At 51.1% G+C, this 20,851-nt stretch carries 21 protein-coding genes; 13 read left to right on the top strand and 8 right to left on the bottom strand.

What is annotated here, in order from left to right; translation table 11 throughout:
• The first annotated feature begins 164 nt into the window (after nt 1-164).
• From CWI83_RS07470 to CWI83_RS07450, 5 genes are read left to right on the top strand one after another with little or no spacing between them, the layout of a single operon-like run.
• The gene (locus tag CWI83_RS07470) at nt 165-815 is read left to right on the top strand and encodes a thermostable hemolysin (protein ID WP_126827686.1); all 651 of its coding nucleotides are present in this window, start codon (nt 165-167) and stop codon (nt 813-815) included.
• A complete protein-coding gene (locus CWI83_RS07465) occupies nt 812-2,218 on the top strand; it encodes an AMP-binding protein (RefSeq protein WP_126827684.1) in 1,407 nt (468 codons plus the stop codon). Before CWI83_RS07470 ends, CWI83_RS07465 begins: the two co-directional genes overlap by 4 nt.
• A 1-nt stretch (nt 2,219) precedes the next feature.
• Nucleotides 2,220-2,867, top strand: a complete 648-nt coding sequence (locus CWI83_RS07460) for an iron-containing redox enzyme family protein (RefSeq protein ID WP_126827682.1) — start codon at nt 2,220-2,222, stop codon at nt 2,865-2,867.
• Nucleotides 2,868-2,876: 9 nt separating this feature from the next.
• Nucleotides 2,877-3,686 (top strand): SDR family oxidoreductase, encoded by an 810-nt coding sequence (locus CWI83_RS07455; RefSeq protein WP_126827680.1) that lies wholly within the window; start codon nt 2,877-2,879, stop codon nt 3,684-3,686.
• Nucleotides 3,687-3,688: 2 nt separating this feature from the next.
• Nucleotides 3,689-4,372: a tetratricopeptide repeat protein gene (locus tag CWI83_RS07450; protein ID WP_420849393.1), complete on the top strand. Its 684-nt coding sequence runs from the start codon at nt 3,689-3,691 to the stop codon at nt 4,370-4,372.
• Between the two features lies 1 nt (nt 4,373).
• Here the strand turns inward: CWI83_RS07450 and CWI83_RS07445 are convergent, their stop codons facing one another.
• The gene (locus tag CWI83_RS07445; RefSeq protein WP_126827678.1) at nt 4,374-6,062 is read right to left on the bottom strand and encodes a sensor domain-containing diguanylate cyclase; all 1,689 of its coding nucleotides are present in this window, start codon (nt 6,060-6,062) and stop codon (nt 4,374-4,376) included.
• Between the two features lie 69 nt (nt 6,063-6,131).
• Here CWI83_RS07445 and CWI83_RS07440 point away from each other — a divergent pair, with 69 nt between their 5' ends.
• Together CWI83_RS07440 and CWI83_RS07435 are read left to right on the top strand one after the other, a co-directional pair.
• Nucleotides 6,132-6,617: a YajQ family cyclic di-GMP-binding protein gene (locus CWI83_RS07440; RefSeq protein ID WP_126827676.1), complete on the top strand. Its 486-nt coding sequence runs from the start codon at nt 6,132-6,134 to the stop codon at nt 6,615-6,617.
• Nucleotides 6,618-6,633: 16 nt separating this feature from the next.
• Complete coding sequence (locus CWI83_RS07435) at nt 6,634-7,920, top strand: anti-phage deoxyguanosine triphosphatase (protein WP_126827674.1); 1,287 nt, start codon at nt 6,634-6,636, stop codon at nt 7,918-7,920.
• Nucleotides 7,921-7,922: 2 nt separating this feature from the next.
• Here the strand turns inward: CWI83_RS07435 and CWI83_RS07430 are convergent, their stop codons facing one another.
• Both CWI83_RS07430 and CWI83_RS07425 read right to left on the bottom strand, forming a co-directional pair.
• Nucleotides 7,923-8,435 (bottom strand): DUF1543 domain-containing protein, encoded by a 513-nt coding sequence (locus tag CWI83_RS07430; protein ID WP_126827672.1) that lies wholly within the window; start codon nt 8,433-8,435, stop codon nt 7,923-7,925.
• Nucleotides 8,436-8,451: 16 nt separating this feature from the next.
• Nucleotides 8,452-9,720 (bottom strand): APC family permease, encoded by a 1,269-nt coding sequence (locus tag CWI83_RS07425; RefSeq protein ID WP_126827670.1) that lies wholly within the window; start codon nt 9,718-9,720, stop codon nt 8,452-8,454.
• An 86-nt stretch (nt 9,721-9,806) separates the two neighbouring features.
• Between CWI83_RS07425 and CWI83_RS07420 the strand changes: the two genes are divergently transcribed.
• Nucleotides 9,807-11,354, top strand: coding sequence for a sensor histidine kinase (locus CWI83_RS07420; protein WP_126827668.1), 1,548 nt, complete (start codon nt 9,807-9,809; stop codon nt 11,352-11,354).
• Nucleotide 11,355: 1 nt separating this feature from the next.
• Nucleotides 11,356-12,045: a response regulator transcription factor gene (locus tag CWI83_RS07415; protein ID WP_126827666.1), complete on the top strand. Its 690-nt coding sequence runs from the start codon at nt 11,356-11,358 to the stop codon at nt 12,043-12,045.
• On the opposite strand, the gene CWI83_RS07410 is transcribed toward CWI83_RS07415, so the two are convergent.
• Genes CWI83_RS07410 through CWI83_RS07395 form a run of 4 tightly spaced genes read right to left on the bottom strand, consistent with a single transcriptional unit; the run spans nt 12,030 to nt 17,575 of the window.
• Nucleotides 12,030-13,019 (bottom strand): L-threonylcarbamoyladenylate synthase, encoded by a 990-nt coding sequence (locus CWI83_RS07410; protein WP_126827664.1) that lies wholly within the window; start codon nt 13,017-13,019, stop codon nt 12,030-12,032. The genes CWI83_RS07415 and CWI83_RS07410 overlap by 16 nt on opposite strands.
• Nucleotides 13,019-13,660 carry a DUF6671 family protein gene (locus tag CWI83_RS07405; RefSeq protein ID WP_126827662.1) on the bottom strand — a complete coding sequence of 214 codons (642 nt, stop codon included), beginning with the start codon at nt 13,658-13,660 and terminating at the stop codon, nt 13,019-13,021. The genes CWI83_RS07410 and CWI83_RS07405 overlap by 1 nt, the downstream gene beginning before the upstream one ends.
• Complete coding sequence (locus CWI83_RS07400) at nt 13,648-16,071, bottom strand: DUF2309 domain-containing protein (RefSeq protein ID WP_157980381.1); 2,424 nt, start codon at nt 16,069-16,071, stop codon at nt 13,648-13,650. The genes CWI83_RS07405 and CWI83_RS07400 overlap by 13 nt, the downstream gene beginning before the upstream one ends.
• A 1-nt stretch (nt 16,072) precedes the next feature.
• The gene (locus CWI83_RS07395; RefSeq protein WP_126827658.1) at nt 16,073-17,575 is read right to left on the bottom strand and encodes an NADH-quinone oxidoreductase subunit L; all 1,503 of its coding nucleotides are present in this window, start codon (nt 17,573-17,575) and stop codon (nt 16,073-16,075) included.
• Nucleotides 17,576-17,683: 108 nt separating this feature from the next.
• Here CWI83_RS07395 and CWI83_RS07390 point away from each other — a divergent pair, with 108 nt between their 5' ends.
• A complete protein-coding gene (locus tag CWI83_RS07390) occupies nt 17,684-18,562 on the top strand; it encodes a LysR family transcriptional regulator (protein WP_126827657.1) in 879 nt (292 codons plus the stop codon).
• On the opposite strand, the gene CWI83_RS07385 is transcribed toward CWI83_RS07390, so the two are convergent.
• Nucleotides 18,559-19,044 (bottom strand): TspO/MBR family protein, encoded by a 486-nt coding sequence (locus CWI83_RS07385; RefSeq protein ID WP_126827655.1) that lies wholly within the window; start codon nt 19,042-19,044, stop codon nt 18,559-18,561. The two genes, CWI83_RS07390 and CWI83_RS07385, sit on opposite strands and share 4 nt — an antisense overlap.
• Before the next feature lie 95 nt (nt 19,045-19,139).
• On the opposite strand from CWI83_RS07385, the gene CWI83_RS07380 reads away from it, so the two are divergent.
• From CWI83_RS07380 to CWI83_RS07370, 3 genes are all read left to right on the top strand, one after another.
• On the top strand, nt 19,140-20,048 hold the full coding sequence (locus tag CWI83_RS07380) for a prenyltransferase (RefSeq protein WP_126827653.1): 909 nt from the start codon (nt 19,140-19,142) through the stop codon (nt 20,046-20,048).
• Nucleotides 20,049-20,110: 62 nt separating this feature from the next.
• A complete protein-coding gene (locus tag CWI83_RS07375; protein WP_126827651.1) occupies nt 20,111-20,557 on the top strand; it encodes a nuclear transport factor 2 family protein in 447 nt (148 codons plus the stop codon).
• A complete protein-coding gene (locus tag CWI83_RS07370; protein WP_198677265.1) occupies nt 20,550-20,849 on the top strand; it encodes a hypothetical protein in 300 nt (99 codons plus the stop codon). The genes CWI83_RS07375 and CWI83_RS07370 overlap by 8 nt, the downstream gene beginning before the upstream one ends.
• Nucleotides 20,850-20,851: the final 2 nt, after the last annotated feature.

Raw genomic sequence — 20,851 nt, 5'->3', positions numbered from 1 at the left:
AGGGATTTACTTTTCTAGCAATCAAAGTGGCTCTTATCTTGACACAAATTAGCCGGTTTAACAGCGCCAATTGGCTGAAATAGAAATTTTAGTGATTTCTTAATTATCACTTAAGTAATGCCCTTTAAGGTATGCCTAGGATAGCAGTAAAGTAGGCTAAAAATATGGCTCAATTAGAAGATTTCACAGCTCAACCGGTTGCCTTGATTGGTTTTCCTCAGCTTGCCGTTGCCCGTGCCGACCACAGTCACCCGCGCCGCAGTGAAATTGAATATTTTATTTGCGAACGCTATTGGCTAAGTTTCAGCGCCTGCTTAAGCAATTTACCCGAACAACTGATTTATATTGTCGATGAAGCAGACCAGCTGATTGCTGCTTGTGCCCTGACTACTGCGGTAAAAAGCTCGGCGCAGCAGGGTGAAACACTACAACAGTTATTCTCAGAAATGTATTTAACCGAGCCTGCCGAGCAGCGCTTGAGTGCGATGTATGCCACTTCGATTGCACGCGCTCAAGTGATTGAAGTGGGCTCGATGGCCTGCTTGAATCATCATTATCTTGCCGCCCTTTTCACCGCAGTACTGCAGGTGACATCGGCGACCAGCAGCGATTATTTAATTTTCACTGCCACCTCACCGCTGCGGCGTCACTTAAAGCGGATGCAGTTACCTTCTAAGGTTCTCACCGAAGCACAACAAACAGCTTTACCCGTTTCTAAGCGCAGCAGTTGGGGAGCGTATTACGACACCAAACCACAAGTTGTGGCGGGTCGAATTAGCGATGGCGAACAATTTTTACAGGCGCTACAGCAATGAGCCCGGCTGAGTTTTTTAAACGTCTGCAACAGCATGCTGAGCAAGGCCATGCCCAGCTGCGCGATAGTCACACTTACATCAGCTATCAAACCTTGCTTGAGCGGGTCGATGAGCTGACCCAGCACCTGCAACAACAGCAGATTTTGCGGCTTGGCTTAGTGCTTGAGAATAACCTCGACTGGCTTGTTATCGATTTAGCGGCACTGAAAGCCGGCATTACCCTAGTGCCGGTGCCGCCCTTTTTTACTGCAAGTCAGCAGCAGGATGTGCTCGCCGATGCGGAAGTTGACGCGATCGCCTACAGTTGCGACAGAATCGAACGCACACATTATCCTGCCAAACCTCATCAGGCGGCTAAAATCACCTACACCTCTGGCAGTAGTGGTAGCCCGAAAGGGGTTTGCTTGAGCGCTGACCACATGTTGACCGTGGTTGCGAGTATCGCTGCGAGCTTGCCTGCTGAACTATCGCAACAGCATTTGGTGATCATGCCACTGGCGGTGTTATTAGAGAATATTGCCGGTGTTTGGTTAGCGCTATGGATGGGCGCTGATATCACTATTCCAAGTGCTGCAGAAATTGGTTTGCAAGGCGCTAGCCAACTTAACTTAGGCCAATTCTGGCAATGTCTTACCCAGACCAAGCCACACAGCATCATTACCACACCCGCCTTATTGCAAGCCTTGCTGGTAGGCATTCAAAAACAGCAAGTGACTCAGCATGAGTTGCGCTTTGTCGCAGTTGGGGGGGCGCATGTTGCGCCAGAATTACTTCACCTCGCAGAGCAACTGCAAGTGCCGGTTTATCAAGGTTATGGACTTTCAGAATGTGGCTCAGTGGTTGCCCTTAATACACCAACCACACAACGCCGCGGCAGTGTTGGCAAACCTTTGCCACACCAACAAGTGCGAATTGTTGAGGGTGAAGTGCAAGTCAGCGGTGCGCAGATGCTCGGCTATATCTCCGGTGCAACGACCGAATTCAATGAAGGTTGGTTACGCACAGGCGATTTGGGCCACTTTGATGACGATGGCTTTCTGTATATCGATGGCCGCGCGAAAAATCTTCTCATCACCAGTTTTGGCCGCAACGTGTCACCCGAGTGGCCCGAGGCTTTGGCCGCTTTGGAGCCTGCTTGGCAGCAATTTATTGCGGTGGGTGACGGCAGAGCACAATTACTCGCCATTGTCACCCCAAGCCCACAGGCAACCCCACAAGCAGTAACCGACGCGCTGCATCGATTGAACCAGCAACTGCCTGATTATGCTCAGTTCGCAGGCTGGATTAGTAGCCATGAACCGTTCACTACAGAGAATGGCCTACTCACCTATAACCAAAGGCTCAGACGCCACGAGATAACAAGAACTTACAGCCGGGAAATCACGCAATTTTATGGAGACTAATATGGCATTTTTTGACCAACTATGTAACGCAACAGCAGCAGAACAACAGTACTTGCTGAGCGCCCCGGCGATCACCGATACCTTTGCGGGCAAAATCAGTTTAACCCGCTACACGGCGTTTCTAACACAGGCTTACCATCACGTTAAACATACCGTGCCACTGCTGATGGCTGCCGGGGCGCGACTGACCGACCGTGACGAGTGGCTGCGTAAAGCGATCGTTGAATATATCGATGAAGAATATGGTCACCACGAATGGATTTTAAATGATTTAAAAGCCTGTGGGGCCGATGCGGAAGCGATTCGCTACAGCCAACCCCATTTCACCACAGAACTGATGGTGAGCTACGTGTATGACCAGATCAATCGGGTCCACCCTGCCAGCTTCTTCGGCATGGTGCACGTGCTTGAGGGCACCAGTGTGGCTATGGCCACACAAGCTGCTGGAGAGATTAAAAGTGCGCTTGGCTTACCGCCAAAAGCCTTTAGCTATCTCACTTCACACGGTTCACTCGATCAAGAGCATGTTGCCTTTTTTGAAGAACTGATGAATCAGCTTAGCGACGAGACCGCTCAGCAAGCCGTGATTCATACCTGTAAAGTAGTTTACAAGCTCTATGGCGATATGTTCCGAGCACTACCGGAATAAGGAGGGGCTATGCCAAAATTTATTCACGATTGGTCGTCGCACCATATCTTATTGACCGGGGCGCAAGGCGGGTTAGGACAAGCTATCGCGCAGCTGCTCACAGACAAAGGCGCCAAATTGACGTTAGTGGGACGTAACCAAGTTGCACTTGAGCAACAAGCTGAAAAGTTGCACCAACGCACTCTATGCCTTGATTTGCTCGATGCAGATGCCCTTCCTCAGCTGCTTGCATACAGCGCTGCTCAAAAAGCAGCCGGGCTTCCACTTACCGCGGTGATCCACAACGCGGGGGACAACCAAGTTGGGGAGTTTACCAGCTTAGAGTGGGCCACCCATGCGCGCATTATGCAGCTTAATACTATCGTTCCGATGGCCATCACCCATGCGCTCTTGCCTGAACTACAACAACAGTCACAGAGCTTTATCGGTTTTGTCGGTTCAGGCTTTGGCGCAATCGGCTTCCCCGGGCAAGCAAGTTATTGTGCCAGTAAAGCCGCCCTAGCGCGTTTTAGTGAAGCGCTCCAACGTGAGCTTGAAGCAACGAGTACTCAGCTCTTTTATATCGCCCCGCGTGCTATTGAGACACCAATGAACAACGGCCGCATGGCGCAACTTAACCAACAACTGGGCAATAAAGTCGACCATCCAGAACAGGTTGCATTAGCCTTTATTAACCAGATCGAACAAGGCCAAAGCCGTCAAACAATTGGCTGGCCCGAAAAATTCTTCAGCAAACTCAATGCGCTTTTCCCTGCTTTAGTCGATAGCGCAATGAAGAAACCGCGGGCAGTTGTCCGCCAGCTTACTCAGGAGCATTAATGATGAGAAACTTTAGAATCTCCCCTCGCAAATCAGTGTTGTTCTCACTTGCAGCCCTGTTGGGCTATTTCGGTGCAGCAAAAGCAGAACCGCAAAGTTTTGAAACTGAATTACTTGAGATCCAACAAGCTTGGGCTCAGGCCAACTATCAACTGCGCGACGAAGCACAAGAGCAAGCGTTTAAAGAGCTCGAAGCACGCGTAAAAAGCTTTACCTCACAACATCAAGATCGGGCCGAAGCCTACATCTGGCAAGGTATCGTGCTAAGCACCGAAGCTGGCGTTGTGGGAGGGCTCGGCGCACTCGATTTAGCCAAGCAATCAAAATCCTCACTCGAACAGGCGTTGCAACTTAACGAAAATGCCTTGGACGGTTCGGCCCATACCAGCCTGGGTACCCTTTATTACAAAGTTCCCGGTTGGCCTTTTGGTTTTGGCGATGATGATTTAGCTCGTGAACATCTCGAGAAAGCCTTAGCGGTAAACCCTAATGGTATCGATCCGAACTATTTTTACGGTGAGTTTCTTTACGAAGAGGGCGAGTATAAAGCTGCGAAGAAGCACTTACAGCGTGCTTTAGCTGCCCCCGCACGACCCACGCGACCACTTGCAGATCAAGAGCGTAAGCGTGAAATTCAGGCGCTTTTGCAGCAGGTTGAGAAGAAGCTGAAACGGCGCAGAAGTTAACTTAGGGTTCCGCAATCACGACTTTGTTGCGGCCCGACTCTTTGCCTTTATACAGTGCTCGGTCAGCTCGGCCGAGCAGTTCTTGGAAGTTACGCTCGGTCACTTGACGCTCTGCGACACCGCAAGTGATCGTTACCGTAAACTTGGTTTGATCCGCCAAAAACTCGTGTTTCATGGCTTTTTGTCGTAATCTTTCAGCTAGCGTGGCAGCCTCAGTTGCAGATGCCCCGGGGACATAAATCATGAACTCCTCACCACCAACACGGGCAGCAATCTCGGTTTCTCTGATGGTATCGAAAACTATCCGACCAATGACTCGAAGGACTTCATCACCCACGAGGTGACCATAATTATCATTCACCCGCTTAAAGTGGTCAAAATCGAAGCTAATAATACTAAATATATTCTGATCCGCTGCTCGATTGGAGCTAAACCGCTTCTCAATAAAATCCATAAAATAACGACGATTATAGAGTCCAGTCAACGAATCACGGGTTGACTGTTCAAGTAACATTAGCTCCAATTCTTTACGTTCGGTAATGTCCTGTAAGGTACCGCGAATGAGATGAGGATCACTTTTGCTCTGGTGAATAAGCCCCCATTGTCTCAGCCAACGAATCTCTTGATTTCTAAGCACAACCCTAAAATCAAATTCATGCCCTGGATAGCCTGGCTCAAAACCTCGCCGAACTTTGTCTCGATCACTGGCGTGGACTAAACCTAAAAAATCATGCACTGTTGGTTTAAAACGCAGTGGGTCTTGCTCTAAAATTAAGAACAGAGTTTCCGACCATTCCATCTCACCCGTATTGACGTCTGCTTGCCAATAGCCCAAGTGTGCAACGCGCTGGGCCGCCTCTAGCTGACTCTGCGTTTGCGCCAGGCGTTTCTCAAGCAGTTTCCGTTCGGTTTGGTCTATCAATAAACCATTCCAAAGCACTGTACCATCAGCTTCACGCTCTGGCGTTGAATGTCCGTAAACCCATTTAACTTGATTCTCAACAATCACCCGATACTCACACTCCCACGGCTCGAGTGTCTGATAGGACTGTTCTATTGATTGCTCGACTCGAGCAAGATCATCAGGGTGGATGGCTTTAAATACAACCGTCGCGTCATTTTTTACTTGTTCCGGAGTTACGCCATAAATGAGTTTAATACCAGAAGATGCATACGGAAAAGCCACATTACCATCTGGTCTTTTTACAAACTGGTAAAGGGTACCTTGCATATTGTCGGCGATTTTTTGCAAGCGCTCGCGGGACTCAGCAAGCGCCATACGGTTTTCTTTAAACTCAGTAATATCGACGTGACCACCGCACATCCACTCTGGCTTACCCTCGCTGGTATAGGTTGCGATGAGCCCAGTATCACGAATCCAAACAATGCCACCGTTTTTATGCTGAACGCGCGCTTCGGTACTGTACTTGTTAGCTTTGCCGTTGAAATAATCATCAAGCGCCTGCTCGGATATGGCGAGGTCTTTGGGTAAGCATAATTTTTGCCAAGTTGCATAGCTGACCGGTTGGAGTTCTTCTAGGGTGTAGCCGAACATTTCTGCCCAGCGTTCATTGAAGACGACTTCACCCGTTTGCACATTCCACATCCATGAACCCATGTGGCTACCGTCGACGATAGCGCGAAGCTGGGCCACTTCGGTGGCGAGTGCATTATTTTCCATAGTGTTCATGAGGATAGCTTGATAAGATAGAACTAATTTAGACCACTTCTATGCAGGATAAAATAAGCGGATCATCATATGCCTAGCTTTGATATCGTTTCAGAAATTGATCAAGTTGAACTTAAAAATGCGGTCGATAATGCGCGCCGTGAACTCTCTAATCGCTTTGATTTTCGCGGGGTTCACGCAGAAATTGAACAGCAAGAGTTAACGGTTACATTAACCTCGGAATCCGACTTCCAAGTCCAACAAATTCAGGATATTTTTAATAACCACTGTGCCAAGCGCAACATCAGTCTGGCTGGTATTGATATCCCTGCAGAGCCCACCCACAGCGGCAAAACCTTTAGTTTGGCACTCACCTTTAAACAAGGAATTGAGCAGCCGCTGGGCAAAAAAATCATCAAGTTACTAAAAGATAACAAATTGAAAGTGCAGGCCAGCATTCAAGGCGATAAAGTCCGCGTAACGGGTAAAAAACGCGATGACTTGCAGGCCGCAATTGCTTTGTTAAAGCAATCAGATATTGAACAGCCACTGCAATTTGAAAACTTCCGCGACTAAACTGGGGTCCGATACCATGAGTGTTTGGCAGCAGCGCCGCTCCGACAGTCCACTGCAACGCCCCGGTGATTTACGTTCACCGTGGCAACGTGACCGCGCCCGAGTGCTTCACTCAGCAGCCTTTCGTCGATTGCAGTCAAAGACACAAATTATGAATGTGGGCGAAAACGACTTTTATCGCACCCGCCTCACTCACTCCCTTGAAGCTGCGCAAATTGGTTCATCACTTATTAACCAACTGCAGCAAGTCTGTGATCGTGAATTGAGCGCCCTGCTCCCCGACTTAAACCTGATGGAAACCCTGTGTTTAGCCCATGATATTGGGCATCCGCCGTTTGGGCATGGTGGCGAAGCCGCGCTGCACTTTAAAATGCTTGGCTCTGGCGGCTTTGAAGGCAATGGACAAACCTTTCGTATCGTCGGCAAACTCGAGGCCTATCACCCTGATCACGGTATGGATCTGACCCGCCGTACCTTGCTTGGACTGCTCAAATATCCAGTCCTGATGCCAGCGCTCGAGGCACCGACCAACTTAGATAAGCCCGGCAGTTTATCGCAATGGAAGCCACCCAAAGCACTGTTTGCCGCAGATGCTGACCTGCTCGATTGGGTTTTAGCCCCACTCAGTAAGGCCGATCGCAAGTTATTTCAACAGGTTGATTTACTCGAGCAGGCACCATGGCAGAAGTCACGCCATAAAGCACTTGATGCGTCTTTGATGGAGCTTGCTGATGATATTGCTTATGGCGTGCATGACCTCGAGGATGCAGTGGTCACGGGCACTTTAAACGAAATGCAGTGGCATGCTCACCTTGATAATGTGATCGAACAACTCGAGCCTGAGTTGGGTGGATTGATGCAACAGCTCGGCGATCAACTGTTTGCGAGTGAGCATTACTTACGTAAGAACGCGATTGGCGCCTTGGTGAATATTTTTGTTACCGCAGTACGGCTTGAGCAAGTCTTACCGGAAGCTGAAGAGCCGCTGATCCGCTACAACGCCACCTTGCCTGCGCAGCAGCAATTTTTGCTTAATAGTCTGAAAGCGGTGGTGTTTGAACACGTCATCAATCAACCGAACATCCAACAATTGCGCTATCGCAGCCAGAATATGTTGCTGGATTTATTTGCTGCGTTTCACAGCGAGCCACAACGGTTACTGCCGCACAATACGCGCGCCCGTTGGCAGGCGGCGATGGAGTACGGCGGTCAAGTTGAGGCAGATCGCATTTTGTGTGACTACATCGCCGGCATGACCGATGATTACGCCGAGCGCATGTACCGCAACCTGTTCATAAGTTAACTCTAGGGTAAGGGTTGATACCCTGCCCAATCTGGATGCAGCGCTTGCTGGCCACCATCGTGCTCTAAGTGCACATACCAGCCGTCGAGTAAATCTAAGGCCAGACAATCATCCACTTCGAGCAAATCATCTTTATGGAGTTCGTCGGCGCCCGCTAAACCACGCTGAGCCACCTGGGCTCGGCCAATTTGTTTTGCCTCAGCGGCATCTTTTGCCACACATAACGTGAAGTCATGAAACTCAGGAATGCGCCCCATAAAATAGCCGCCATAATTGACGAAGAACAGCCGTTTATCGCCTTTGCTTGGCTCTTTTCTTAAACTGACCCGATAACCGTCAATATGGTGAATTGCGAGATAGCTATCCATATGCAAGCCTGTTTGGCTGCCGAACCATTGCTGCCGTAACTGTGGGTAAGTCTCTGCAATCGTCTCACCGACCACAAAGCGAACATCGTGTAGCTCAATATGGGCTCCGGGTGCACTGCCGCCCAAATAAACTAGGAATAACTGCATATCGGCTGACTCCTTTTTATGCTCGCTGCCGAAATAGATGCCACATGAGACCGACAAGCAGTAAACCACCACCCGTAGCAAGGATGACCGGATCAATAAACACCGCCAAGCCCAGACATCCCGCCAAACCCATAATCGACACCCATTGTGGAACAAAACGCTTGTCCTCAGGGATCCGCAGCGCCGCTAGGTTAGTAATGCCGTAGTAGACCAAAACCGTAAAGGCACTGACCTGCCAGGCCAGCGCAATATCACTCGCTGCCGCGAACCCGATCATCACGATAAAGGTTGCCCAAACACTGCGCGGTGCCGAGGTTCGATCGCTATTGAGCTTAGCCCACCCCGTGGGTAAATCACCGCGGCGCGCCATCGCGAGAACCACCCGCGACACCCCTAGAATCAAATTTAAAATCACTCCAACCATCGCGAGAGTCGCAGCAATCATCAGACTCGTGACGAGCCAATCTTCCGCACCAAACGCGCGCGCGCGCTCAGCTAAATTAGCGGTGCCAGGTAAAATATCCGGGAATTGCAACAAGGCCCAGGCCACCAAGCCATAGAGTAGAGTCACAACGATCACAGTGACAATAATCGCTCGTGGAATGGTTCGCCGTGGCTGCTGAACTTCCTCACCCATAGTGGCGATACGGCCGTAGCCGGTATAGGCAACGAACAGCAATGCAGCAGCGGCTAGAGTATCGCTCCAAGCCACCTGGCCGAGCTGCAAATCGGCTGTCACCTTAAGCGCCGCAGGCGCCGTGAGTGCAAACTGGCTAAACAGCAGCAGGCCAGCGATAGCGATGATCACCAAGACGGTATTAAGCTGGTTTGAGCGCTTCAGTCCGAGTAAAACAAATATTGTCATCAACAACAGCACATCGAGCGCGATCCACCGCACAAACTCTTGGTCCCAGCCAAGCCAACTGGCAGTCACATGAGCTACGGCCACAGCAGCGGCCGCAGCTGAAGCACTTTTCGCAAGCACAAATAACCAGCCAGCACTAAAACCAAAGAGTGGGTTCAAAAAGGTATAGCCATATTCGTAGGTGCCACCACTGACTGGGTGAATTGCGGCCAGTTGTGCACTACTTAAGCCATTACAGGTGGCGACTAGAGCCGCAATCAGCAGCGCCACTAATAATTGACCATGCGCTAACTCAGCTGCTAAACCAATACTGACAAATGCGCCGGTACCAATAATCGAACCGAGCCCGAGCACAATGGCTCCAAAAAAAGACGTGCTGCGCTGCAGCCGCGCGGATTGTTCTACTGTCGGAGATGACATAACTCACCTTTTTGGTTACGCTTGCGATTCCTGCATAAAGCTAGCGAAAGCATAGCGGATTGTGCGCCAGCTTGGAAAGATTTCTCATGTTTCGGAAAAAGCTGATTCATTTCTCAGTGCTCAACCTCACTACCATCATTGCTGCGGCAATTCTGGTGCTTATTTCTGTGCGCCTCACACAAGGCCAAATTAGCCAAGTGAACATGGCTCAGCAGCTGCTCAACGAGCATTTACAGCTATCGAGCACCTCCTATCGGTTGTTTAAACAGCTCACGGACGAAATTCTGATTGGTGAATTTGCCAACCAAGCCGAAGTGCGCAATAAGCGCGCGATGATTGCTGAATCTCTTGGTCGCATTCGGGTTTTAGAAGTCCAGCAGCGGGAAGCTTTAGGGGCTGAGTTTACCCGAGGAAGCATTGAAGATACCGACGATTTAGAACGTCTCATCGACGCCATCATTTATGAATTTGAAGATTTAAGTCGAGCAACCCCTAGCGACGCAAACAACGAGCAAGTCCGTTTCATCCTTGAAGAACGCATTGATATTGCTTTTCGTGAGGCGATCAATACGGCCGTTAATCGCCAATCAAACGTCGTCGACACCCTTAATGACCGGATCGAAAACATTCATATGCTGGTGTTTTGGGCCACCTTTACACTTGCCGCATTGGCGGTGCTATTTGCAGTGGTGCGAACCTCCGGGCTGATGCGTTCACTCAGTCGCCCCGTTGCCGCGCTCACTGAGGCGACCAATCGGATCGCTAAGGGAGACTTCAGCCATCGCGTGCCGCGCGGCTTTGATGCCGAATTTGATCAAATTGCGGCGGCCTTTAACTTAATGACCGATCAGCTTGCAAGCCAAGCAAAATCGCGTGAGCAAACCCAGCAAGAATTGGAATACATGGTCGCTAAACGCACCGCCGAATTGACCGAAGCCAATACTGAGTTAGAAAAATCAGCGATGGTAAAGCGCAACTTTTTAGCCGATATCAGCCACGAATTGCGAACGCCGCTGACGATTATTCGAGGTGAAGCGCAAGTTGCCCTGCGCCGCGATGATCGTGACAGTGATGAGTATCGAGATGCGTTATCTTGCGTACTTGAACAATCGGTTGCGTTAAGCCGTTTAGTCGATGACCTCCTTTTTATCGCGCGCGCCGATTCGAATAATTTACGCTTAAGCCGCGAACACGTGGATCTTGGGCAACTGGCTGAAGATATTGCCCGCGACCTGCAACACTCAGCTAAATCAGGACAAACCATTAACGTATCTCATCAAGGGAATACGGGTATTGCAGCCGATAGTGAGCGCTTACGCCAATTGATTGTGATCCTCACCGAAAACGCGCTGCGCTATGCTCCTGAGGCAACCGCCGTCACCCTAGATATCCGCGCCGAGGGGCATACCGTCGAATTAAATGTCATCGATCAAGGTCCTGGTATTGCCGCCGATGATCTTCCTTTCGTGTTTGACCGTTTCTATCGAGGTCAGCAGGGCAAAACAGACGACCAAGGATTAGGGCTCGGCTTGGCCGTTGCTAAGGCTATTGTGAATGCCCATGAAGGGCAGATCGAAGCGCTCAGTGAGAGCGGACATGGAACAACCATGCGGGTGCGGTTGCCACGGAGCTAATATGCAAATTCTGATCATTGAAGACGAAAAACGACTCGCAGATTTTCTGCAAAAAGGCCTGAGTTCTGAAGGCTATACCTGTCGCCTTGCATATGACGGTGAAACTGGATTGGAAATGGCCTTAAATGGCAACGACGATGTCATTATTTTAGATCGGATGTTGCCGCGCAAAGATGGCCTAGCGGTGCTACATGAATTGCGCCAACAACGCCCAGAGGTTCGCGTGCTGATGCTGACGGCCCTCGCTGAAACCGATGACAAGATTCTTGGCCTTCGCACTGGTGCTGACGATTACTTAGGTAAGCCGTTCGATTTCGAGGAACTCCTAGCGCGCATCGATGCACTTGGGCGCCGCGGTAGCAACGGCAACTCAACAAGTCAGCAATTGCTGGCCGGAAATCTCTGTCTTGACCTGCAAGCTTACACGGCACAGGTTGCTGAAAAGCCACTCGAGCTGACCCAAATTGAATTCGAATTACTGCGCTTGTTCCTCCAAAACCCAACTCATGCACTCTCGCGTGAACGGATATTGAATAGGGTTTGGGGCGATAGTAAAGACCCACTTACGAACATAGTCGATGTGTATATTCGACGATTGCGGGTGAAACTAGAAGATGCCGAAGCGACCATCAAAATCGATACCGTCCGCGGTGTCGGCTATCGCCTGAATCAGACTCAGTCGGTCGCTTGAACCGCGCGCACTAAACGATTCTGTACCGCTTGCCAAATCTGTTGCTGGTCCGATCCAATCGCTTGCTCAAGCGGTAAAGGTTGCACCCAAATGCAGTCAAATTCTGCTTGGTCCAAATCAGCTAAAGTTGCATAAAGCGCCTGCGCATAAGCCTGCGCCTGGCTGCCTAAGCACGTTTGTTGTTCGGCTGCGACTTGCGCCAACGGCTGCCAGCTCAAAAGGTGTTGGCGTGGTTCAAGCGCTTGCCCAGGGTGCCACCAATACAAGGGGGTTTTGGGTTGGTAGTGACGACTTTGATTACCCGCAACCGCAACATTATGCTGGGCTAGGGTCTGCACTTCGCGCTTTAATAACTGACTCAAATAGCGTGCCGATAACGGGCCAGGTCGTAAGATTTGCGGCGCTTGACCCTGCTCAACCATACGCAGATCAAGAATAGTGGATTCAATCCCGACTGGGCATTGCCCCCCATCAAGCACCGCATCGATACGGCCGTTTAATTGTGCCATCACATCACTGGCTCGAGTTGGACTGAGTTGCTGATGGCGGTTTGCTGAAGGGGCAACCACGGCCAAACGATGCTCGGCAAGTAACTGACGCAAAACAGGGTGTGCCGGCATCCGGATAGCCACGCTATCCTGCCCGCCAGTGACTAAAGTGGATACCCGCGGGTGACGCTTGAGCAGCAAGGTTAATGGCCCCGGCCAACATTGTTGCGCCAGTTGATAAGCAAGCTCAGGGATCTCACAGGCCCAATCGCTCAGCTGCTCAATCGTACCAATATGGACGATCAGAGGGTGATTGGTTGGCCGATTTTTTGCCTGAAAGACCTTATGTATCGCCGCTGGATCTGCAGCATTGGCCGCGAGTCCATAGACTGTTTCAGTCGGTACAGCGACCGTGCCACCGGCTTGTAAAATCGCCGCAGCGCGTTCAACATCCGCCTGCCGTTTGGCATTCAACAATAAGGTCATTAAGGGTTACACCTCTCACAAAATCGCGCTTCGGCATTGCCTTCACAGGCTTTTGATTCTTCATATTGGCAGCTCTGGCACCTCGCTCGATAAGCTTTGGCTTGCTGACTCGGCCACAAACATATTTCACAAGGTAAGCCCGCAATCGCCTCATCAAAACTAAAATCAGGCGTGCCACAACGCGGACATGGACGCTGCAAGCGTACTAATAAATCACGCGTCGCCGCGGCAATAATCGGTCGTCGCGGCGCGCACTTGTGCGCACGGAGATCCGGCTGTGGCTCAAGCATCTGCCAGGCTCGACCGACCGCAAGCCACTGCTGTGCAGGCGCATACGCCACCACAATTTCATACAGTGCGTGGCCTAATCCAAGCGGTCCCGCACTGAAGGTTCCTTCGCTCCCCAGACCAATTTCACAGCCGGTTAATTCAGCGGCGAGACGCGCTTTCTCCTTGCCGGCTTCCAGTGCAGTCAAGGTGCGTTCAATGCGCCCATCAAAGCTACCGAGGGTATCGGTATCAAAAGCATCAGTGTGAATTAATTCGATTCCCACCTCTGCCATAATGGGCGCTATGATAGCCTCTTTTTCATGCTTGGTTAAGAGACCCACCTGCATGCCGTGCCAAGCTATTGTTGCCATGGCTCCCAACCTTGACCCGTGCGCCGCGCAATCGCGCCCGTCTCTGGGTTCCATTGCAATAGATGTAACCAACCATTGAAGACCAAATCGGCAACCACCGGCTGGGCAGCGATAATCGCATCGATTTTTTCTTGGGGGGCGGCAATCACAACCGAAAGACGCAGCGGCTGATGATACCAATCTTTACCATCGTGAATCGATTGCAGCGGCAACCCGATCCGCAAATCTCCAGCATTCCCCTCAAACACCCCCAAGCCATCGGCAACAACATTGTGCAGCAACTTATTGCCACTACCAAAGTGGCGCGGCGCGACCATTGAGGCCATATATTGCATATTAATCCACTGCGTCACGACCATCGGAGCGGTCATCAAAAGCGTCAAAATGCTGCTATCTTCGTCGTACTGGTGGGTATAATCATGCAAAAATACCCGACCTTCGAGATTCAAGCTTTTAATCAACTGACGCGGAGCAAAGATAACCCCTGCATTGCGGACAAGGCCCCATTCTGGTCGCACTTGCGCCCAATCTCCTGCGCGCTTCAAAATATCCGCTGCAGAATTAGCCGCCGGTAGCCGCTCGACATGCTCAGCCGCAGCTGCCGCAGTGGCCGCCGCTAACCAAGGATACCAATGTAATTGCGCTGCTTGCTCGCGACCCTCGAGCAGTTCAAGTTGCTCGGTTGTGGTGTTATGCATGGCGGGATAAAAACGCGTGTCACTCGGAATCTCGATCCCATGCTGCTGGGCAAGTTCGGTGCGCACATCTGTATCATTCAGCAGTTGCGCTAAGATCCGCACGTTAGCCGAGCCGGTTTGCCCGCCACAGGCGCCACAATCAAGCCCTGCCGCATGCGGATTATTCTCAGTACAACTGCCATGGCCCGCGAGCAATACCGCTTGGGCAAAGTTCTCAAATAGCCCCATGGCTTTTAAAATACCGGCGGCAAGTTCAGCCAATTGTGCTGAGTTGAGCGTTTCGCCATTTTTCTCGAGGCGCCACTTACCGGGATGGAGAATTTGGTCGCCCACCCGCGCTTGCCCTTCTGGGCGTAAATGCTTCAACAGCATCTTCCATGCTTTCGCCAAGCCACTCAGTTCAACCCAACCGAAGGCGCCAGCAGGCGCATCATGAGCGCGGTGCCAGCTCACATCGCGCTGGAAGCGCTGGAAGGTTGCGCTATCTATATCTTGCTTGGCTAACAACTGAGGCGCTAACAAGCCGGGCAGTTGGGCACGCTCATGGTGCTCGCCTTGGGCGACCGCAATCGGCAATCCAAAGAAACCGGCAAAACCGAGGGTTTGAATGTTTTCATCCTGTGCTTCAAGAGCACGACGCATCGGCTCTGAGCGCACATCAATACAAAACGCCGCCTGTAAACTCGGACGTTGCGAAGGTTTAGCCTGTTGCTGTAGCGCTTGTAATTGTTCAATAAAAGGTTGTTGATAACTAAGTTCTAGCGCACGTTGCCAGACCCACATCAGCTGCTGCGCTGATTTTATCGCAGCAAAACGCTGCTCATCTTGAGCAAACTGCTGTTGAAACTGCTCACGGACCCGCGCACTTAAGTCGTCCTCGCGTTGCAGTAAAAATTGCCACAACACCCACTCCCAAATCAGTCGGATCAGCAGTAATTGAGTGACCTCGTCATAGCGCGGTGCTTCAGCCGCATCTAAGTTGCGCTGCCAGCGCCGATATGCGAATGCTGCAGCCCAACCGTTTAAATCCAAAATCAGACTCTGGCAATAACGCTGCCATGAGGTTTCGTCTGCTTCAGGGAGCATACTCCGCAGCACATTAAACAAACTATCTGCATCGCGCGGAACCGCCTGGAAAATCGCCCGAATACTGCGCTCGCCGACGACAATCTCTAAGCCGCGGTCACGAACAATGGTATCCAGCCAAGCTTCGACCAAAGGCAATTCACTTTGCTCGCGCTGGAAACGCTCTGGATATTGGCACCACATGGCACAGAACTGGCTCACTTGATGCACCATTTCATCGTGCCAGGTCAGCGCCCCACGGCGTGGGTTGGCATCATCGAATAAATCTGTCAGCGGCAACCAACGCTCGAACTCAGGTGCCTCGTTGAGCGCATCAAGCAATTGCTGGTAGGTATCCGTGCCCCACGTTTGCTCGGGCAGCTGCTCAGCAAATGCGGCTTCGAGATGTTGCACGGTAATCTTTTGCTGATTGAACTGTTGCTTAAAATAACCACTCGGCATCAACATTGAGAGCGGATGACTGGCTTGCATTTCAGCCGCAACGGTCTCGATGGCTTGGTCGCGGAATTCCCACCAAGGGTTCACGGCAATACTGCGCTGCAGTGGCCAGGTTGGCGCGACCCGAGCGGCCACCGCGGCAACGACGTGACGCAACTTTGCGACCGGTTCTTGATAAGCTGATGCCATATTAGTGACCTCCTTGCTGAGTTGCTGAACGTGATGGGGTATCACCATTACTTTGGTGCAAAGCGACCTCAGTGGATGGCGTGCTCCGATGCGGTAAGGCAATCGGCCAAACCCAAAGGGTCATGCGGGTCGCCCATTCATCGAGGTAAAAACCGGCATTAAGAGCTACAAATAAGCGGCTACTAAAGGCTGTGTAGGGCTGATAACTTAGCACCAGGTAGACGGTAAGGACCATCAGCAGCAGCCAACTAATCCATAGGTCAGCGGCGCTCAGTGCAGTGAGGGTAGCTTGCGCTTCTGGCAGTAGGTAACCCAATAACGTCTTGACCACTTTATACAAGGCCAACCAAAACACGCCCCAGAACACTGCTTTCAGAGCAAGCAGCGGCTGCTGGCGGCGACATTGGGTTGCAAACCACAAGGTCAGTGCCATAAAGACCGCCAACCAAGGTGCCAGCAATCCAGTGATTAGGCCAACTGCATACAAGCCAGCCGCTATCATCAGGCTCAACAGTATGGCGACCGTAAAAGCACCCAGAGACGGCAACTGATAGCCGCTTAGCGTAGCACGCTCCGCTTGGTCCACCACGCTGCCTGCCGACAAGAAGGCGTACGCTTTGTAGCAGCTGTGCGCAAGTAAGTGGAGTAAGGCGATACTATAGAGACCAAGGGCAATCTCAACCAACATCAACGCCATCTGCGCGACAGTTGACCACGCTAAGCGGACTTTAATACTGACCCGAGTCATGGTAACCGACGCCGCAATCAACAGGCTCAAGCCAGCGACCACGAGTAGCACCCATTGGGCGACTATGGCTTGGCTCAACAAAGGTGAGAACTTCAATAATAGATAACCACCTAAGTTGATGATGCCAGCGTGTAATAATGCGGAGACCGGCGTCGGCGACTCAACAACTTGCAAGAGCCAACCATGCACCGGAAGTTGCGCGCACTTCATTAGCGCGACAATCGCCAACAAGGTCATTGCGGTATAGCTCAGTGGGGTGAGCGTGACCGTTTGCAGCTCGGCGATACTGGCGGTGCCATGAGCGAGATAAAAAAGAATAAACGCGGTGGCGAGCAAGGTTTCTGCAAGTCGTGCAAAAATGAATTTCTTGTGCGCCGCGAGTACTGCGCGGGGGCGCTCAGGGTAGAACACCAGCATTTGGTGAAGCGAGCTACTCACCGCTATCCAGCCAAGCCAAAACAATAGTAAGTGGTCACTTATTACGGTGAATAGAATCGCCGCAATGGTCGCGAATAAACGTCGGCGAAACCGCTGCTCATCGATGCTTTCGGCAAATTGGGTTTGTGCATAACGGGTCACCACCCAGCCAATAAAGCTAATGAGCGCCACCATAGTGGTGCTTAATGGGGTGAACCGAAACCCAAATAGCGCAAGCTGCTGACTCGGCAGCAGGTCGGTTAAAGTGAAAACTAAGGTCATCGTCACCGCCGAAAGACCCAGTATGCTCAGAAGTAATTGTGTGATTCGCCAGCTCATCAAGATTACTCACCTGTAATTATTATGGGCAGCATTGTGCGCCCACTCGACATTTAAGTAAAATACATATATTGTGATTAATCATTCTTTTTTATAGAACAATTAATCATGAGTCGCTTAAACTATCACCACCTTTATTACTTTTGGCGCGTGGCCAAGCTCGGTCATTTGACCCAAGCCGCCGATGAATTGGCTGTCTCACAATCGGCATTGTCAGCGCAAATCAAGCAGCTCGAACACAGCATGGGCGCACAACTTTTTCGCCGCGAAGGACGCCGCTTGGTGTTAACTGAATTAGGCCAAGATACTTTGCTCTATGCGGAGGATATCTTTCAACGCGGGGCCGAGCTCGAGCGCATGCTCAAGCAAGGCGGTGAGCGTGCACAAACACTGCGAATTGGCATGCTCGCCAGTATGTCACGGAACTTTATCGAAGGTTTTATCGACCCAATTTTACACCGTCATGATCACACCTATCAGTTGTATGCCCGCAGCCAAACCGAATTACTGCAGAGTTTGAGCCATCATCAACTTGATTTGGTTTTGACCAACCTTGATGTTGCCAGTGAACAAGCAGGGCTTTGGCAAACGCAGTTGTTGGCGCGCCAGCATGTGTCCGTCGTAGCCCCTGCTGAGTTCGAACAATTAGATGATATTCGGCTCGCTGCAGAGCGCCACCCGTGGGTCGTGCCCGCGCAAACTTCAGCGCTGCGCCCTGCTTTTGATAGCTATTGTGCGCAGCAACAAATCGAGCCCTTTATCACCGCTGAAGCAGATGACATGGCTATGCTTCGACTGTTAGCGCGAGATAGTAAGGCATTGGCCGTATTGCCAGCGGTCGTGGTGCGGGATGAGCTGCGCCAAAACTTATTACAGCGCTGGTTTGATTTACCGAAAGTCTATGAGAATTTCTATGCCGTGACGCTGCCAAGGCAACGCCCGCATCCACTGATTCGAGAATTACTCGAGCCCTATACCCGGGTTTAGAGCACACCCGGGTTATTCAGCCATAAGTTTAGGTTCAGGGCGCCTGCGAAGGTGACCCAAGCTAAGTATGGCAGGAGTAAAATAGCGGCAACTTTATGGTGCTTCCAGTAGGCCTGAATGGTTGCGGCAATAAGTAACCACAGCACGATGATTTCAGCAAAGGCGACACCACCGAGGTACCACGCAAAAAACAACCAGCTCCAGAGTGCGTTCACCGCTAATTGCGCTACGTTAAGGTTAAGCGCACGCTTGGCATTTTCCCAGCCACCCTGGCGCCATACTAACCATGCGGCGATCGCCATCAAGGTATAGAGACTGGTCCAAACCGGGCCAAACAACCAAGCATCAGGAGCCCAACTCGGTAAGTTCAGCTCACGATAAAATACCGGTGCATTCAGCGAGCCTAAACCACCAATTACGGAGACTAGCACCGACGCAAGTAACCAGCCGATAAGTCCGAGTATTTGTTTTTTAAATGACATACGTATTCCTTCAAATCAGGTAAGAGGTGATTTGTTGTGCGATATGCGCTACAAGTAGCTCTAACTATAGGCAAAAAAAGAAATAATAAACAACTATGAGTTTTTTTCAGCGCCTCGCCGCCCTTGCGGCTATTGCCCGTGCCAAATTTTTAACCCTAACCTTGGTTTGCCTGCTTGTTGCAGCCTGTTATAGCGCTCAATCCGTTGCGCTTGAGCTAGAGCTTCTGGTGCAGGTCGTGCTGATTGCCTTTTCTGCTCACATCAGCGTCAACGTATTTAACGAGTATTTCGATCATCGCTCAGGGCTCGATGGTTTAACACAACGAACCGAATTTAGCGGGGGCAGTGGCACCCTAGAGCGTCACCCTGAACTGGCGAGATCAGCTCTTTGGCTTGCGCTGGCGAGCTTGGTGGTGGTGATAGGTGTTGGGCTGAGTTTAACGCTAGAGTTTGGTTCGGAATTAATTTGGCTTGGCCTGCTTGGCTGTGTTCTGATTTATTTTTACACCAACTACTTTAATCGTTTTGCCTGGCTCTGTTGGGCTGCCCCCGGCTTGGGCTTCGGCATTTGTATGGTGGTCGGCGCCATCTGGGTTTTTCAAGGCTTCATCGATGCTGGCGCGTGGGCTATTGGCAGCTATGTCGGCTTGCTCGTGAGTAATTTGCTGTTGTTAAACCAATTCCCGGATATCGAGGCCGATCGCCAAGTCGGGCGGAGACATTTAGCCATTCGCTACAGCTTCCCGTTCGCACGTGGAGTCTGGTTATTCGGCTATATTATTGCCGCAGACCTGCTGATGACGGCGGTTTGGTTTGGCTGGCTGCCCGCAGTTGCGTTGTCGGCGCTACTGCCGCTACTGCTGTTGGTGCCCATTAGCCGACGGCTGTGGCAGTTGCGTCAACCTGTGGCAACACCCGGGCAGTGGGGTGCGGTACTCGGTGTGCAAGTCACCTTGATTCATTTAAGTTTATTAGTCCTTGCATTGGCTCTGGTGCTTTCCTGATCTGGGTCAAAGCTTTTATTTAAGGATACGCTAAAGTATCCATAAGTTATTCAGGAGTTGATATGAAACGTTTGTTGTTTGGGTTGGTTTTGTTGCTAAGTGGCGGTGTAGCCGTTGCCGATGACCACGATGCGAACTCAGTGACTGCGACCATTGACCATTTTCTCTGGGGTGCGAGTATCAACGACGCCAGCATCCATGATGCTTTCTGGGCGGATGAGCTGACCTACACCAGCTCCAGTGGCACTCGCTTTGGTAAAGCCCAGTTGATGGCTGGCATGGCCGACGCCAAAGTGCTCGAGCCGCCCCTGCAAGCTTGGTACACGGCGGAAGATTATGAGGTGAAGGACCTAGCTGATGGTTTGAAAGTAGTGAACTTTACCTTGGTTGCGCACGACAGTTCGGGCTCAGAAACTACTCGGACGACCTTTTTAAACACTGGGGTGATGCTCTTTCGCGATGGCCGCTGGCAAGCCCTGAACTGGAATGCAACGAGAACTAATGACTGAAGCGACACAAGTTAAACTGCTTAAAACTGCGATGATCCTCGGCATCACATTACTGGTGCTGGGGCATATTGTGCTGGTGATCACCTTTAGTAGCGACAGTATTGGTCATCAAGGATTTATCATCGGCGCTGCGATGAGTGCAGTAGGTATTGTATTGTCGTTACCCACCAAGATTTATCTCACTTTAGTGCTGATGGAGCACGAAGAGAAAACCAACCCTAATATGACCCGCAGCGCGGATGGCCAAGCCCGCGCGACAACCAGTGACCGCACCAAGGGGGGCAGCCCCTAAAA

The organism is Pseudidiomarina taiwanensis, assembly GCF_003987435.1.
Lineage (GTDB): Bacteria > Pseudomonadota > Gammaproteobacteria > Enterobacterales > Alteromonadaceae > Pseudidiomarina > Pseudidiomarina taiwanensis.
The sequence above is the reverse complement of the archived record's forward strand: the minus strand, read 5'-3'. Positions and strand labels throughout refer to the sequence as shown.